Raw genomic sequence first — 16,208 nt, forward strand, 5'->3', positions numbered from 1 at the left:
TAAAGAATTGTTGTGTAATAAATCGGGCATGGTATACTGTAATACGAAGTAAAAGATTATATAGGACTTTGCTTTTCATTTTATAAAACGGAGAAATGGATTAAGCAATTTTATTCAACTAAATTTCATCAAAAATGAGGGATAAGTTTTGTCAAAAATAAATAAAAAATCAGTTACAGCAATTTTAATTATCTCCCTATGTGCTTTTTTTATGGTTTCACCTCAAATTTATAAACATGCACTCATTGTTTCAAATGACTGGGTATTTCATATGAACCGTTTCTATGACACGGCTATGCAATTAAAAAATGGCACGTTTAATTATTTCCAGTCCATCTACGGTTTTAGCCAATCGGGAAGAGTCATCAATGCCCTTTATGGAACCGACTTTGCCTATTTACATGGACTGTTACTTTTAATTTTTAAAACTTGGTTCAGATTCCAACTTGTATCTACTTTTCTGTGTTACTTCACTGCCGGTACATCGATGTATTTCCTTGGACGGTACTGCCATTTAGAGCAAAAAATTGCTACTGGGATGGCTATTTTATACATGGGTACACCTACCATTTTTTACTATACTCTTGCCCAAAATTTTTCTGGTTGGGGTGCTGCCTTTTTACCTCTTATTTTTATTCCAGCTGTTAGAATGATAAGAAATCGGGAAAGCCCAATCCAACCTGTGGTGCTAGGAGGAACCATTTCATTATTGCTATCTGTCCATATGTTTTCAACCTTACTAGCCGTAGCCGCTTTGATTCCCTTTTTCCTTGTAGGTTTTCTTCACTCTAACAAAAAACTAGTAATAATCAAACAGGCTCTACTAGCAGTGGTGATCGCTATCGGTCTTTCTTTCAATACGTTTACTGCTTTTCTGGATTTGTCCAATGATACCTTGATTCCACCATACGCAGTAACTGATCTATTATCGAATAGTACTTCACTTTCGTTTGGTTCAATTGGCTGGACAAACTTTGGACTAATCCTTTCTATGATATTTGTTTTTCAACTTGTGTTTACTATCGTCCACTTTAATAAACTCAGTGTGTTGGAAAAAACAATCAACTTAGTCGGAGCATTCTTTTTACTTGTCTCTTCTAAATACATTCCTTGGAATGATATCGGCAATTATTTTACATTTGTTCGCAAAATGCAATTTCCACAAAGACTGGGTTGCCTCGCATGTATCTTATTAATACTAGGGTTCGGTTTTACCATTCAAAAAGCCTTTGTAACTTTAGAGAAACAATCGGTTTTAAAAATCAGTGTGCCACTATTACTGACTTTTTCATTGTTAAATTTAACAGGTGGCTATGCTTTAATTTCGGATACAGCAGCTATCTGGAATAGTGATGCCCCACTTTCTAAAGACACAAGTGCTGCTGAAACCTTAGAAAGTAATGCAAGTAATATTCGTCACCTATTTGGAGGCAATGCTGATCTATCTGCTGCTTTACAAATACACAGAAAACCGATGGCTGACTATTTACCTGCTAGTGGTGGACAATTGGAAGATCCTTACAAAGCTTATAAAGAGGACGTTTTACACAATTCTATCCCTCTTAAAAGATCAATTGACAAACAAGGGAATATACATCTAACTTTCACTGCTAAAGATACAAATAAAATAACTTTACCAGTAATCATTTACCACAATAGTTCTCTCATAATCAATGGAAAATCTAGAAGTGAAGCACAATATTCACTGACTTCAATAGGCGCTCTAAGAATTTCTCCAAAGATTGGTACAAATGAAATTATTGTAGGATATAAACCAGGTAAACTATTCAGATCAGCTATTTATATCCGAATACTAACAGTGGTTATCATCATTGCTTACTATATGAGCAAACGCAGCAAATTTTTCAGTAAAAACAAACGCACGCAATAACCGATGAGCAAAAGATTTTTTCTAAACAGCCAGATAGACAAATGAGACAATGAACGAAGCAATCAACTTTGAATAAATAAGTGGTTGTAAAAATAACGACTATCCTATTCATTAGGATAGCTTGGAAAAATAGCTTTTCGTCAATAATGACTGATAAGTTTTGTATTAAAAAATCTGGGACAGAATGAACCGTATTCTGCCTCAGATTTTTTTATTATTGTTTAAAGCAAGGTTGTGAAAGCATCGGAGCTTCAATGACAATAAGAAAAGATTTTTTGAAATAGCTTCTCCTATTTTAGAAAATCATCGCTTATTGCTGAGGAGTTGCTTCTTGCAGACCATTCACTCATTTTTAAACTGAAAAATAAGATTTATATCTCAGATTCATAAATAACGGAGACGCAAAGTACCCTTCGTCTCCTAATTTCTTCACTCTAAAACTCAAAACAATAGGAAATATAAAAAAGCACTTGCAGCTTAAAGCCACAAGCGCTTTTTTATGAGCCGTATTATTTAACAGCGTCTTTTAATGCTTTACCTGGTTTGAATGCAGGTACTTTGCTAGCTGGGATTTCGATTTCTTCACCAGTTTGTGGATTACGTCCTTTACGTGCAGCACGTTCGCGAACTTCAAAGTTACCAAAACCGATTAATTGAACTTTTTCGCCGTTAGCTAAAGCATCTTGAATAGTTGAAAATACAGCATCGACTGCTGCAGTTGCATCTTTTTTAGTTAAGTCAGTAGCTGAAGCAACTTTTTCGATTAATTCTGCTTTGTTTGCCATGGATAGATTCACCTCCTCCACAAGAGATATGATGTAAAACATCAGTTTAGTTAAAAACATTCTGAGTGGTCCAGAAGTTTAAAAGAAATATTGATCTAGTTCAATATTCTGTTATCACGATATCATATAAACCGCTTAATAGCAAGGTTTTTACCATTTTTCACGTGCTTTTTTTAGTCATAAAAACGTAATAAACAAAACCACCTATTTTTTTTGAAAAAAATCTGCCGATGTGGTAAAATGCCTATTTTCGTCTTCTTGGAATGATTCGGATCGAAGTTCCTTCGAAAGTAAATGCTTTACGAATTTGATTTTCTAAGAAACGTTCATAAGAAAAATGCATCAACTCTTCTTCGTTAACAAAAACGACGAAGGTTGGTGGTTTTACAGCCACTTGCGTAGCATAGAAAATCTTCAAACGCTTCCCTTTATCTGTTGGAGTCGGGTTGATCGCTACTGCATCCATGATGATATCATTCAAGACAGCAGACGGCACACGCAAGTTTTGATTCATGCTTACTTCTTCGATCATTTCAGGTAAACGTTCTAAACGTTGTTTTGTGACTGCTGATACGAAGACGATTGGCGCGTAATCTAAATAACGAAATTCTTCACGAATTTCTTGCTCAAAATCACGCATCGTATTGGTTTCTTTTTTGACAAGATCCCATTTGTTTACCACGATGATCACACCACGTCCAGCTTCATGAGCGTATCCAGCTACCCGTTTGTCTTGCTCACGGATTCCTTCTTCAGCATTCAAAACCATCAAAACGATGTCGGAACGGTCAATAGCACGCATCGCACGCATCACACTGTATTTTTCGGTATTTTCATATACTTTTCCACGCTTACGCATTCCTGCAGTATCGATCATTAAAAATTTCTGACCGTTATCAGATACAAAGTGAGTATCGATAGCATCTCTAGTTGTTCCTTCTATATCCGAAACGATCACTCGTTCTTCTCCTAGAATCGCATTAATCAATGAAGATTTCCCAACATTTGGGCGGCCGATCAAACTAAATTTGATCGTATCATCCTCTTCTTCTTCCCCATCATTTGAAAAGTGTTTAATTGCTTCATCTAATACGTCGCCGATCCCTAAACCGTGACTCCCTGACACTGGATATGGATCACCCAATCCTAATGAATAAAATTCGTAAATATCGTTTCGCATTTCGGGATTATCCACTTTGTTAACTGCTAAAATCACAGGTTTATTACTACGGTATAAAATTTTTGCTACTACTTCATCTGCATCGGTGACCCCTTCACGTCCGCTGACAACACAGATGATGACATCTGCTTCTTCAATCGCGATTTCTGCTTGATGCTTGATTTGATCCATGAATGGTTCGTCACCTAAATCAATCCCACCTGTATCGATCACACTGAATTCTCGACCTAACCATTCGCCTTTAGCATAAATACGATCGCGAGTTACTCCTGGAGTATCTTCGACAATCGAGATACGCTCGCCAGCGATGCGGTTAAAAATCGTAGACTTACCGACGTTCGGGCGGCCAACGATTGCAATTGTTGGATTTGCCATATTTTTTCCTCCTCACAAGTTTCCAATCTTACTTAGTGTAACGAAAGCTTTGCGAACTTTCAAGCATTGTTCGCTAAAATTACGCAAGTATTTATTCATTGGACAACTTTTTTTCATAAAACATCAAAGTGAATATTGAACCCTAGGAAACCATCTTTTATTCTTGTTTCTTTGGTTAAAGAACTACATTGTTCAAATAACCCTAAAAACCATATTCAGAACCGCTAGATGAGCGTTAGCCTAAATATTCACACACTACTGAACTTAAAATCGATCAGTGACATTTGATTATAGCATAATTTGTTTCTCTCGTTTTCATTTTCTACTCTTTTTATTGTTTCATGATATGTGAAAGCTCTTTTCTTCACTCTCATTCTTTCAACGATCTTCATATTCTCAAACTCTCAGTTTATCTAGCGCAATATCCTAATTCCTTATTCTAGCCTGTGTTTTCTTATGGTCACTTCATTAGTCCCACTGTGCCTACAATATAGCCTGATGCCCAAAAATATTGATTTTCAAACTCAAATTATTATTTTCATGTTTACCAGAAATTATTAACGTCCTTTTTCTTTTAAATAGCTTGTAAAACTGGACATGCATATTTCATTAATCTACAGTCGGAAAGGTTGTGCCATATCTAGCTATGAGAAATAAGCCGAAGAATCCAAAAATAGTTCCTCCTATTTTTGGTATTCTTCGGCAATTTTTTGTCAAAGCAACTTCTTGAACCATGTGGATAAGGTCATGAAAGAAGCGATCAGCTCCAAATTTTTTTGAACGAATGTGATAAACATCAAGAAAAGAATTTGACGTTAAATGCTCCCTCCAGGAAGTAATGAGATTGGCAAAATGTAATCCTTGCTTGTCTTTTCATTCTTCATTTTTTTCAGAAGAACATCAACAATCAGACTTGCGATTTCATCAATTGGTTGTCTGATTGTGGTCAATTGTGGGAAAAATTTCTCAACAAAAGATGTTCCATCATAGCCAATAATTTTTAGATCTTCTGGGATATTAAGTTTAAGCTGATGAGCAATTTTCATAGTAAGAATGGCTGTTAGATCATCAGAAACAAAAATACCATCTGGTTTGTGACTTAGGATCGTCGACTTGATTTCCATTTCTCGACGAATCGTAGAGAGATTATTAGGAATTTTGAAAACTTTGCCATTTGGATTTTGAAAAGAAAAACCAAGCGCACGTAACCCTGTTGGAGAATCCGTATTGTCATTTCCTGTAATCATAATACTATTTTGACAACCATTTTTTTGTAACGTTTTAGCAGCCAGTTTTCCACCTTCAAAGTTGTCTGAAGAAACAATGGAAACATTGGGAGCTAAGTTTCTATCAAAAGCGACAATAGGTGCTCCCACACGCTCATAATCAGCAATTCCAAGATTATGACTAGATGAGATAATCCCATCAACTTGATTCGCTTCAAGCATTTCAATATATTCCCGCTCTTTAGCAGGATCGTTCTGACTATTGCAAATAATTGTTTTATAGCCATGTTTGAATAATTCGATTTCCAGATACTCAATCAGTTCAGAGTAAAAGATATTACTGATATTAGGAAAAATAAGCCCAATAAGTTGGGGTGACTTTCCTTGAAGTCCACGTGCTAGATTATTAGGTTTGTAACCAAGAGTTTTCATAGCTTCATGAACTTTTTGTTTTGTTTTTTCCGATAGATATCCCTTATTGTTAATGACACGTGAAACGGTAGTTGGGCTAACTCCAGCTAGTTCAGCGACATCAGATAATTTTGCTACCATATTAATATTTTAATTCAAAGTATTTTCCAGTCGGTTCACCTGATTTAAGTTGAATACCATTTTGGTGTTTCTCAGGGAATACGCGACTAGTAAATACTTTTTCTCCTTTATTAATAAAAATCTCAATGATTGAATTATCTACAAAAATGTTAGCAATTGTTTCTTTAGTATCAATTGAGCATTCACGAATCGTACCAAAGTCAGTGGCATATTGAATGCCTGCTTTACTGCGATCTAAAATAATTTTTCCTTCTTTGGTATCTACAATCAAACTAAGCCCATTTCCTTTACTATCAGAGAAAAGAAGTAACTCCGATTTCTGATTTGGAGGAAAAGTTAGTTCAAGCTCATAAGTATTATTTGTTTCTGCTTTTGCTGTAAATTGTTCAGAACTAGCACGTAATGATGTAATAGCTTCTACTGGATATTGGTAAAGTTTACCATCTTTTATTGAAAGTTCTTTTACAAGACTCATTGCTCCCTGATAATCATACTTATCAGTTGGATAATCGATATCAGGTAGTCCAATCCAACTGACAATCAGAGCACGACCATCAGGAGTATTGAATCCTTGAGTCGCATACGCTTCAAATCCATAATCAAGATTTTGAATTTCTGAAGTGCCCACAAGTTTTACTTTTTCTATGTCAAGCGATTGACAGATCTTAAAAGTATTTGGGTAGATATTTCCATAATTAAGCTCAGATTTATCCAACCCTTGAGGACAATAAATAAGAACAGGTTTTTTGTCTACAAATACCAGGTTTGGACACTCAATCATGTATTCTGAACCAGTGCCGCCAAAATCAAGGTTGCCAACTTCTTCCCATGTTTCCACGTTATTGTCAGTCGCTTTGTAAAGTTTGATAAAGCCTGATTTTTCTAAATTTTGTGCTCCAACAATCGCATACAATTGTCCTTCATAATTAAACATTTGTGGATCACGAAAATGATCAGTTACATCAGCAGGTGGATGAATAAGAACATTCTCACCTTTCGTAATGTTGTAGTCTTTGTCCATCCATGCTCCGATTTGAAGTGTATCACGTTCCCAATTTTCATTTCGAACGTTTCCTGTATAGAGTAAGAATAGATTCCCCTCTATTTCATATGCAGAACCGGAATAAGCGCCGTGGCTATCTCGTTTTGTGTCTGGAAGAAGTTCTGCTCCTGTTACATGAAAATGAACTAAGTCTTCTGATTCAGTGTGCACCCATTCTTTCAACCCATGAGCAGCTCCAAATGGCCAATTTTGATAAAAAAGCGTATATTTTCCGTTAAAAAAAGAAAAACCATTAGGATCGTTTAACAATCCTGTTTTAGGTTCGATATGATAGCTAGCACGCCAAGGTGATCGTTTTACATTATCCTTAACTTTATCCATCTCATCTTTAGTCCAATCAGAATAAGCACGATATCGTATTTCTCGAGGTAGGTTCATATTTTACTCCTTCAATTTATCTTTTTACAACTAGTATGGTAAACGTTTTCCGTTGAAAAATCAATCATTTCATTTAAAAAAACAAATTATATGACAAACGTTTGACATATTTTTAAGATATGCTAAAATAAATTTGCATTTCAGTGAACCGTTTTCACGTAAAAATAAAAAAGGAGTGATTCGAATGAATTACAGTAAAGTAGCTTCCGACGTAATACAAGCGGTCGGAAAAGATAACCTTATTGCAGCTGCACACTGCGCTACACGTCTTCGTCTCGTACTAAAAGATGACACGAAAGTGAATCAAAAAGCTTTAGACGAAAATCCAGATGTGAAAGGCACATTTAAAATTGATGGACAATATCAAGTGATTATCGGTGCAGGTGATGTTAATTTCGTTTATGACGAACTTATCAAAAAAACTGGACTTTCGGAAATTTCAACAGATGATTTAAAACAAATTGCTAGTAAAGATAAAAAATTCAACCCCATTATGGCATTAATTAAATTATTATCAGATATTTTTGTTCCAATTATACCTGCCCTTGTTGCAGGTGGTTTATTAATGGCATTACAAAACTTTTTAACAGCTGCTGGACTTTTTGGACCAAAATCAATTGAAGAAATGTATCCTGCGATTGAAGGTATTTCCTCAATGATCCAACTGATGTCCGCTGCACCATTTATGTTTTTACCTATTCTAGTTGGTATTTCCGCTGCTAAACGTTTTGGAGCCAACCAGTTCCTTGGTGCTGCAATTGGAATGATTATGACAACACCACAACTTGGTGGTTCTATGGAATATTGGAATATTTTTGGTTATCATGTCTCACAAACTAACTATGCTTATCAAGTCATTCCTGTGTTAGCAGCTGTTTGGCTATTATCAATACTGGAAAAGTTTTTTCACAAAAAACTTCCATCATCCGTTGACTTTACATTTACCCCCTTATTATCTGTAATCATTACCGGCTTTCTAACCTTCACAGTCATCGGCCCTGTCATGTTATTGCTTTCTAACGGGATTACAGATGCGATCGTTTGGCTATATAATGCAACCGGATTTATTGGAATGGGTATTTTTGGTGGAACTTACTCGTTAATCGTTATGACAGGTCTTCATCAATCATTTCCTGCAATTGAAACGCAGTTACTTTCAGCATGGACTAATGGTATTGGACATGGAGACTTTATATTTGTAGTTGCTTCTATGGCGAACGTTGCCCAAGGTGCTGCAACATTTGCCATCTGGTTCTTGACTAAAAATGCTAAAACAAAAAGTCTTGCTTCCTCTGCAGGGGTATCAGCTCTTCTTGGAATTACTGAACCAGCTCTGTTTGGTGTCAATTTAAAATATCGTTTCCCATTTTTCTGTGCTTTAATTGGTTCGGGAGTTGCCGCTGCAGTAGCAGGTCTACTGAAAGTAGTTGCTGTATCACTTGGTTCAGCAGGTTTTCTTGGATTTCTTTCAATTAATGCAACCTCTATCCCATTTTATTTACTATGTGAATTAATTAGCTTTGCGATTGCTTTTGCAATTACTTACTTTTATGGAAAAACAAAAGCTTCAGGCATCTTTGCAGCAGAAGCTCTTACGGATCAAACAGTGACGAATCATTCAGAAAACACCCAACAATCCACAGTTACTTCTGGCGAACCTACTAAAACAAATCATTCTTCAGAGACAATCGTTAGTCCCCTTGCAGGTGAAGTGATTGGACTTGATGCAGTAAATGATCCAGTATTTTCTTCAGAGACTATGGGAAAAGGTATTGCGATTAAACCAACTGGGGACACTGTTTATTCTCCAGTAGACGGTACTATTCAAGTTACATTTGAGACTGGACATGCTTACGGTCTTAAATCGAATGATGGCGCTGAAATACTGATTCACATTGGTATTGACACCGTATCGATGGGCGGTAAAGGATTTATACAAAAAGTTACTGCTAATCAAAAAGTAAAAAAAGGAGATATCCTTGGAACGTTTGATCGTACGCTAATTAAAGAAGCAGGACTTGATGATACAACAATGGTTATTGTGACAAATACCGCATATTATTCAAAAGTGACACCACTTATTAAAGGAACAGTTACCGCTACTACTGATTTACTTGAAGTTGAATAATGTAATAGTCAATAGTACTGATTATTCTTTCTAACCAAAACATCAATAAACGGATAATTTAAAGGGCAATGCGCGATCTGATGTATGTATTAACTGGAATAATAGCGATTTTTCAAAAGAAAATAACAAATAAACGAGTTAAATTCTTTAAAAATCTGAACAATAAATTGGTTAAATGCATAACTGCCCATGAAATCATCTTTAACTATAAGGAGAAATGTTTTATGCTATACGGTGCAATTGAAGCAGGAGGAACAAAATTTGTCTGTGCAGTTGGTAATGCACAATTAGAGGTTATTGAGAGAGTGAGTTTTGAAACTTTGAATCCAGGAGAAACAATGCCACAAGTTGTTTCTTTTTTCAAAAAATATGAAACAGAATTGTCCAGCATTGCTGTTGGTTCTTTCGGACCTATTGATATCCATCCTGAATCGAAAACATATGGATATATAACCTCAACACCTAAAATACCGTGGAGAAATTTTGATTTTATTGGTTATCTAAAAAGAAATTTTGAGAAAATTCCTTTTTATTGGACAACTGATGTCAATGCTGCAGCTTATGGAGAATATATAGCTGGACATGGTCAAGACCATTCATTAGTTGTTTATTATACAGTTGGCACAGGTATAGGTGGTGGTGCACTGCAAAATGGAAGATTTATCGAGGGATTCAGTCATCCGGAAATGGGACATATGATTGTACGTAATCACCCTGACGATCACTTTAAGGGTAACTGCCCTTATCATCAAAATTGTTTAGAAGGTATGGCAGCAGGACCTGCTATCGAAAAGAGAATAGGAATTAAAGGTCAAGATTTAAAGGAAGATCATCCTTTTTGGGACATGGAAGCTTTTTACATTGCCCAATGCATTCATAATACTACAATGATGTTTTCACCGGATATTATCATTCTAGGTGGCGGTGTAATGAAACAAGTACACTTACAAGAGAAAATTCATCGTGAATTTTCAAAACTTAATCAGAATTATGTTGCTCATCCGAAAATAGAAGAATATATTGTTTTTCCAAAATTAGGAGATCAAGCTGGAATTATCGGTTGTTTAGGGCTAGCCCAAAAAATAGCTTCTAATTAAACAATGATAGAGTTTTGATAGTAGTTTGACAGAAATCTCCAGCTCTGATAAATAGTTTAAGCAAATCATCTATCTAATATCTCCAATTGTGAATACAATATGGCATTTGCACAGCCATTGGGTATGGTCTAAACGATGTACTTTATTAGGTATTCCTTATCCCTTCTCACAGCAGTTGGTTTTATCTTTCACTCGATTTGTGAGTTTAACTAGTTCTAGTGATAATAACAGAAAAAGATCAATCAATGTTGTAAACATTGATTGATCTTTTTGTCTCATTTCATTCTTTTTAGAATGAACACTCAAAAATTTTATTTTTCTGAATCATCAGTAGTCGTTTCTTCGACTTCTTCTTTCAAAGCATCACCTAAAAGATCACCCATTGTGAAACCAGTATTTTCTTCTGGTAATTCATAGGTTTCAACATCTTTTGGTTCTTCTTCCGATGCTGGTTTTTCTTCTAAAGCCTTGATGCTAAGGGCAATACGATGTTCTTCAGGATGTACTTCTAAAACTTTTACTTGCACTTCATCCCCTTCATGAAGTACTTCATGAGGTGTAGCGATGTGCTTGTGAGAGATTTGAGAAATATGAACCAGACCTTCTACCCCTGGGAATACTTCTACAAATGCACCAAAGCTTGTCAAACGTTTCACTTTTCCATCTAAAACTGAACCAACAGTGGCTTTTTCTTCAATATCAGTCCAAGGCCCAGGCAACGTGTCTTTAATTGAAAGAGAAACACGTTCTTGTTCAGGATTAATCGAAAGAACTTTTACTTTTACTTCATCCCCAACTGCTAAAGCATCACTAGGCTTCGCCACATGGCTATGTGAGATCTCAGAAACATGGACCAATCCATCAATTCCACCTAAATCAACGAAAGCACCAAAATCAGTAATACGAGCTACTCGTCCGTCGATAACGTCTCCCTCGTGAATATTGGCTAGAATTTCTTTTTTCTTTTCTTCTTTTTCCGTTTCCACAACTGCTTTGTGTGAAAGAATTAAACGGTTTTCTGAAGGTTCGATCTCAACGATCTTGAACGCCAATGTTTGACCTTTGTATTCTGAAAAATCAGCAACAAAATGATCTTCCACCATTGAAGCTGGTACAAAACCACGAACACCTACATCAACGACTAAGCCGCCTTTTACGACATTCGTCACAGGTGCTTCGATGATATTACCTGCTTGGAAATCTTTTTCGATATCTTCCCAAACTTTTTTGGCATCCAAACGGCGTTTTGAAAGCAAATAGCTACCGTTTTCTTTATCTTTTCCGATAGTACTGATAACTACAAGTTCTAGAGTATCTCCTACTTTTACTACCTCGTTGATATCTTCAACAGGTGAAGTAGACAATTCTTTAGCAGGAACGACGCCTTCAACTCCGGCACCTTCGATTCCTACCACAACTTGTTTATCTTCGATTACTAAAACTTCGCCGGATACAACGTCTCCAACGTTTACTTCTTGGACGCTATTCATTGCATCTTCCATTGATTGACTGTTTTCTGTTTGATTTTGTTCAAATTCTGTCATAACATTTGTCCTCCTAACCAACATTCTGCCGTAACAACGGTACTAATTTTAGTTTAATTGATTATTAAAAAAAAATAAAGCGATTTCGTTTGGTTTACCCTAAAAATCCTGAGTTTTTCCCTTTTTACAAAAGATAGCCTTTTTCTGTGACCACTTTTTTGATGGATTGGACAACTTCCGTAATCGATTTTCCAGTAGTGTCGATTCGAATGGCATCATCCGCTTGTCTTAAAGGGGATACTTTTCTTGTAGAATCATAATGATCTCTCTCTTGGATTTCCTTCGTAAGAGTTTCCAACTCTGTTGGTATCCCTTTTTCAATATTTTCTTTATAGCGTCTTTGTGCCCGTTCTGTTACACTTGCTACTAAAAATATTTTCACTTCTGCCTGAGGTAAAACAGAAGTACCAATATCTCGGCCGTCCATTACAACCCCACCATGTTCACCAATTTTACGTTGGATCGAAACCAGTGCTTCACGTACTTTTTGATGAGCAGAAACTTCAGAAACTGCCTTGGTCACATCTGGCTGACGAATTTCTGTAGTTACATCTTGGTCTGCCACCAAAACGTGTTGACCGTCTGTCTCTTGGATAAAAGAGATTGGATAGGCTTGGATCAGCTTTACGAGTTGCTCTTCATCTCCAAAAGGTACTTGATGTTTTATCGCTAGATACGTAATGGCACGATACATGGCGCCTGTATCGGTATAAATATAGTTGTATTCTTTTGCCAAAATTTTTGCAACAGTACTTTTACCTGACGAAGCAGGTCCATCTATTGCAATACTGATTTGTGTCATGCTATAACTCCCTTTTCAAAAAAAAAGCCGCAGATCGCGGCTAAGATTATTTAACTTTTAATTGTTGTCCAGGATAAATCATATAATTATTTGGATCTAAACCATTTAATGCAAATAATTGATCAATAGTGATCCCGGCACGTTCAGCTACTTGTTTAGGTCCGTCACCTGGTTGAACAGTCACTGTTGATCCATCTGCAGCAGCCGAAGAGGATGGTGTTGTCGCTTCTTCTACCGTGCTAGTTGGTTGTGTTTCTTGTTGGTAAGTAGACGTTGTCGAAGGCGTTGTTTCCTCTGGTACAGTAGTACTTTGTGGTGTACTTGCTACTACTGATTCTGTCTGAGTAGTGCTTTCAGGCTCCGTACTTGATTCTTTTGTTGATGATACTTCTGATGAGGTCGTACTTTCCACTACAGAAGACGTTGTTGTAGTTGATGATGCACTTGAAGCATTGGAAGACCCATTTCTAATCCAGAAGTAAGCTCCCGCTGGAATTGCAATACACAATACTAATAATACTAAGAAGAGAGACAAAAACAGCGTGTTGCCTTTCTTTTGTTGTCGTTGAGAACTTCTTGAAGAAACTTCGTCTTCAGTGTCATAAATCGGTTGTTCCCATGGCTCTTGTGTTTCATTATTTTCTGATGAATGATGTCTATCTTTTCTGCTCACCTTATTAACCTCCTAATTTCTATCGTGAATATTATACCATAGCCAGAACACGATTGTCTTATAAATTTTCTATCCAATGTTTTTTTAAAATAAATTTAGTAAAATATCTTGGCACTGTTTTAGCTCTACAGATGGGCTGACTTCTCTATTTTCCTGACTCGTAAGGACCGCTCCATCAATATCACAACATTTTTCTGGTTTTTTTATCAGTTTCTCCCCAAAGTATTCAAGAATCAGCGCTCTTCGACAAGTCTTTGCATTGACATAATGAAGCATTTGTTGTAGTCGATATTCCTTTTCTTTTTCTTGACGTTTTAGCCGATTTAACCACTCTTGCGGATTGCTCGTTTGTGCAATTATTTCTAACCATTTTTGTTGAATCTCATCGAATTGTTCTTGTTCATTGCTATGATATTGCAGATAAATTTCAAAACTTTGTCGTTGTTCTCTAGAAAGTTGATTAAAAAAATAATGAATGCGTTCGTCATTTTCTTTGTATAAAAGAATCGCTTCACTCGCCTGTTGGTCTCTTCCCGCACGCCCGATTTCTTGAACATAATTTTCTAAACTATCTGGTAAATCGTAATGGACAACATAACGGATATCTGGCTTATCGATGCCCATACCAAAAGCATTCGTCGCAATCAAAAATTGAAGTTTATTTTGACTAAATTGTTGTTGCAACTGTCGCCTTTGTGATGCCTCTAATCCACCATGATAATAGCCGATAGTAAAACGTGAGCGAAATAGCTGATACAAACGCTCTACCTCTTTCTTTGTCGCACAATAAATAATCATCGAGCCTTTTGCTTGTTTCATCAGGTCCTCTAGATCAGCTTCTTTTTGGGAAGTCTTTTTGACATATAAAGCAATATTTTGTCGATTAACCGAATGGATAATTCGAACTGGCACTTCTTGAAACAAGACAGTTTCAATATCATGTTGCACGGCTGTAGTAGCGGTTGCTGTCAAGGCAAGCGTTACTGGAGAGCCTAATTTCTGAGCAATTTCTCCTAGTTGTTGGTATTCCGGACGGAAATCTACCCCCCACTGAGAAACGCAATGCGCCTCATCGATCACATATAACCCAATTTTTTGTTTTTGTAATTGTTCTATCACATCTTTTTGCGTCAACATTTCTGGACTTAAAAATAAAAATTTATAATTGGACAAATGATTTAACACATAATATCGTTCTGTTCTAGATAGTAAACTATTGAAAGCAACAACTCGCTTTTCTCCTTGTTTCTGTAGTTGCATCACCTGATCCTCCATCAATGAAAGCAAAGGTGAAACAATGATAACCATTCCTTCACGCAGATAACCGGTCAGTTGGTAGCATAGACTTTTTCCATTTCCTGTAGGTAACAATGCGAGGACATCTTGGTCATTCAATAAAGACTGGATGATTTCTTCTTGTCCTGAACGAAACGAAGTAAATCCAAAACGTTTTTGTAGTTCATCCTTCAGCGACATTCTTCAGTTCCCCTTTCAATACACCAATTTGATAAAAACGAAACTCTCCATAGTCTAGTGGTACGACTTCATTTAATTCTCGATAATTCCATTCTTTGATGTTCGATAGTTGACTTAGTCGCTTAAATGTCTGCTTGGTGATCATTTTTTGATAAGGAAAATCAGTTAAATAAAGTTGCCATTCGATCAAATGATCGGTTACTGTTCCTCTTTTTAAATGACGTATCTTCATTACTTCATCAATTGAGCATCCAGATAAAATCAGTTTTCTCGTCGTTAACATACTTTGATTGAAGTTTTGCATAAGTAGTGGTGAAACCAATTGAAAAAGCAACGAATCTTTTTTTTCTTCGATTGTTTTTAGCAGCAGGTGTACTTGCTTTGCTTCATACAATTCACGTTGCACTTCATTGGTTATTTCTGTTAATTGATAAGTTAATAGACCAGGTGACTGGATACCTGAAAATTGATTGGCCAGAAAGTTAGCCGATTCAGATGTCATCGTTGAAAAGATTTCACTCAGTTCTTGGCTTAATTTTTTTGCTAAGGTTTGTCGATCTAGTTGTGTGTCAGCTAACCATTTTTTTACTTGGATAGTATAATAGGGACTAGTTTCAATCGGTAAGTATTCCTTTTTATTATTTGCCAGATGAGAGACAACTTGAACAGCAAACTTGATCAACCGCCAACAATTCTCAGCGGTTCTTCCATAACGATCATAATGGAGCCCTTCTAGATCAATTATTTCTTCTGCTAAAGCTTTTTCACCTAAATGAGTGATCATCACGCCATCTTCTAGCTGAATAAGGAACTTTTGGTCAACTAATTGGTCAATGATACGTGTAAATTCTTCTTGATTCATTTTAGGAAAACTACCATGTATAAATAATAAATGGTTTAAAAAACTATAAATCAATACCGAACTCGTTCGTTTTCCTGTGATAACTTGGTATAAGGAGCTGATCCTTAACTTGTTTCTTGTTGAAAATAAAGCTAAAATAAATGAAGTCATATTACTCCCCTTAAGAATAGGATGGT

At 36.2% G+C, this 16,208-nt stretch carries 12 protein-coding genes; 3 read left to right on the forward strand and 9 right to left on the reverse strand.

Annotated elements, in window-relative coordinates; translation table 11 throughout:
- Positions 1–211: 211 nt before the first annotated feature.
- Positions 212–1,891, forward strand: a complete 1,680-nt coding sequence (locus AB5M32_RS07915; RefSeq protein WP_368024394.1) for a hypothetical protein — start codon at positions 212–214, stop codon at positions 1,889–1,891.
- A gap of 509 nt (positions 1,892–2,400) precedes the next feature.
- Here the strand turns inward: AB5M32_RS07915 and AB5M32_RS07920 are convergent.
- The 4 genes from AB5M32_RS07920 to AB5M32_RS07935 form a co-directional block, all read right to left on the reverse strand.
- Entirely contained in the window at positions 2,401–2,676 is a 276-nt protein-coding gene (locus AB5M32_RS07920; protein WP_002290178.1) for an HU family DNA-binding protein, read from the reverse strand.
- Between the two features lie 244 nt (positions 2,677–2,920).
- Positions 2,921–4,231 carry a ribosome biogenesis GTPase Der gene (der, locus tag AB5M32_RS07925; protein WP_010719563.1) on the reverse strand — a complete coding sequence of 437 codons (1,311 nt, stop codon included), beginning with the start codon at positions 4,229–4,231 and terminating at the stop codon, positions 2,921–2,923.
- 815 nt (positions 4,232–5,046) lie between these two features.
- Positions 5,047–6,009, reverse strand: coding sequence for a LacI family DNA-binding transcriptional regulator (locus AB5M32_RS07930; RefSeq protein ID WP_010737356.1), 963 nt, complete (start codon positions 6,007–6,009; stop codon positions 5,047–5,049).
- A gap of 1 nt (position 6,010) precedes the next feature.
- On the reverse strand, positions 6,011–7,450 hold the full coding sequence (locus AB5M32_RS07935; protein WP_063626915.1) for a sucrose-6-phosphate hydrolase: 1,440 nt from the start codon (positions 7,448–7,450) through the stop codon (positions 6,011–6,013).
- A gap of 184 nt (positions 7,451–7,634) precedes the next feature.
- On the opposite strand from AB5M32_RS07935, the gene AB5M32_RS07940 reads away from it, so the two are divergent.
- Both AB5M32_RS07940 and AB5M32_RS07945 read left to right on the forward strand, forming a co-directional pair.
- On the forward strand, positions 7,635–9,578 hold the full coding sequence (locus AB5M32_RS07940; protein ID WP_063626912.1) for a sucrose-specific PTS transporter subunit IIBC: 1,944 nt from the start codon (positions 7,635–7,637) through the stop codon (positions 9,576–9,578).
- Positions 9,579–9,802: 224 nt separating this feature from the next.
- Complete coding sequence (locus AB5M32_RS07945) at positions 9,803–10,675, forward strand: ROK family protein (RefSeq protein ID WP_063626910.1); 873 nt, start codon at positions 9,803–9,805, stop codon at positions 10,673–10,675.
- Between the two features lie 311 nt (positions 10,676–10,986).
- Here the strand turns inward: AB5M32_RS07945 and rpsA are convergent, their stop codons facing one another.
- The 5 genes from rpsA to AB5M32_RS07970 form a co-directional block, all read right to left on the reverse strand.
- Complete coding sequence (rpsA, locus tag AB5M32_RS07950; RefSeq protein ID WP_010719568.1) at positions 10,987–12,219, reverse strand: 30S ribosomal protein S1; 1,233 nt, start codon at positions 12,217–12,219, stop codon at positions 10,987–10,989.
- 124 nt (positions 12,220–12,343) lie between these two features.
- A complete protein-coding gene (gene cmk, locus AB5M32_RS07955) occupies positions 12,344–13,021 on the reverse strand; it encodes a (d)CMP kinase (RefSeq protein ID WP_010719569.1) in 678 nt (225 codons plus the stop codon).
- Between the two features lie 46 nt (positions 13,022–13,067).
- Positions 13,068–13,694: an SAG1386/EF1546 family surface-associated protein gene (locus tag AB5M32_RS07960; protein ID WP_010719570.1), complete on the reverse strand. Its 627-nt coding sequence runs from the start codon at positions 13,692–13,694 to the stop codon at positions 13,068–13,070.
- A gap of 84 nt (positions 13,695–13,778) precedes the next feature.
- Positions 13,779–15,170, reverse strand: coding sequence for an ATP-dependent DNA helicase RecQ (locus AB5M32_RS07965; protein ID WP_368024395.1), 1,392 nt, complete (start codon positions 15,168–15,170; stop codon positions 13,779–13,781).
- A complete protein-coding gene (locus tag AB5M32_RS07970; protein ID WP_368024396.1) occupies positions 15,154–16,182 on the reverse strand; it encodes a helix-turn-helix domain-containing protein in 1,029 nt (342 codons plus the stop codon). The genes AB5M32_RS07965 and AB5M32_RS07970 overlap by 17 nt, the downstream gene beginning before the upstream one ends.
- Positions 16,183–16,208: the final 26 nt, after the last annotated feature.

This window comes from Enterococcus sp. C57, from assembly GCF_040887305.1.
Lineage (GTDB): Bacteria > Bacillota > Bacilli > Lactobacillales > Enterococcaceae > Enterococcus_B > Enterococcus_B hirae.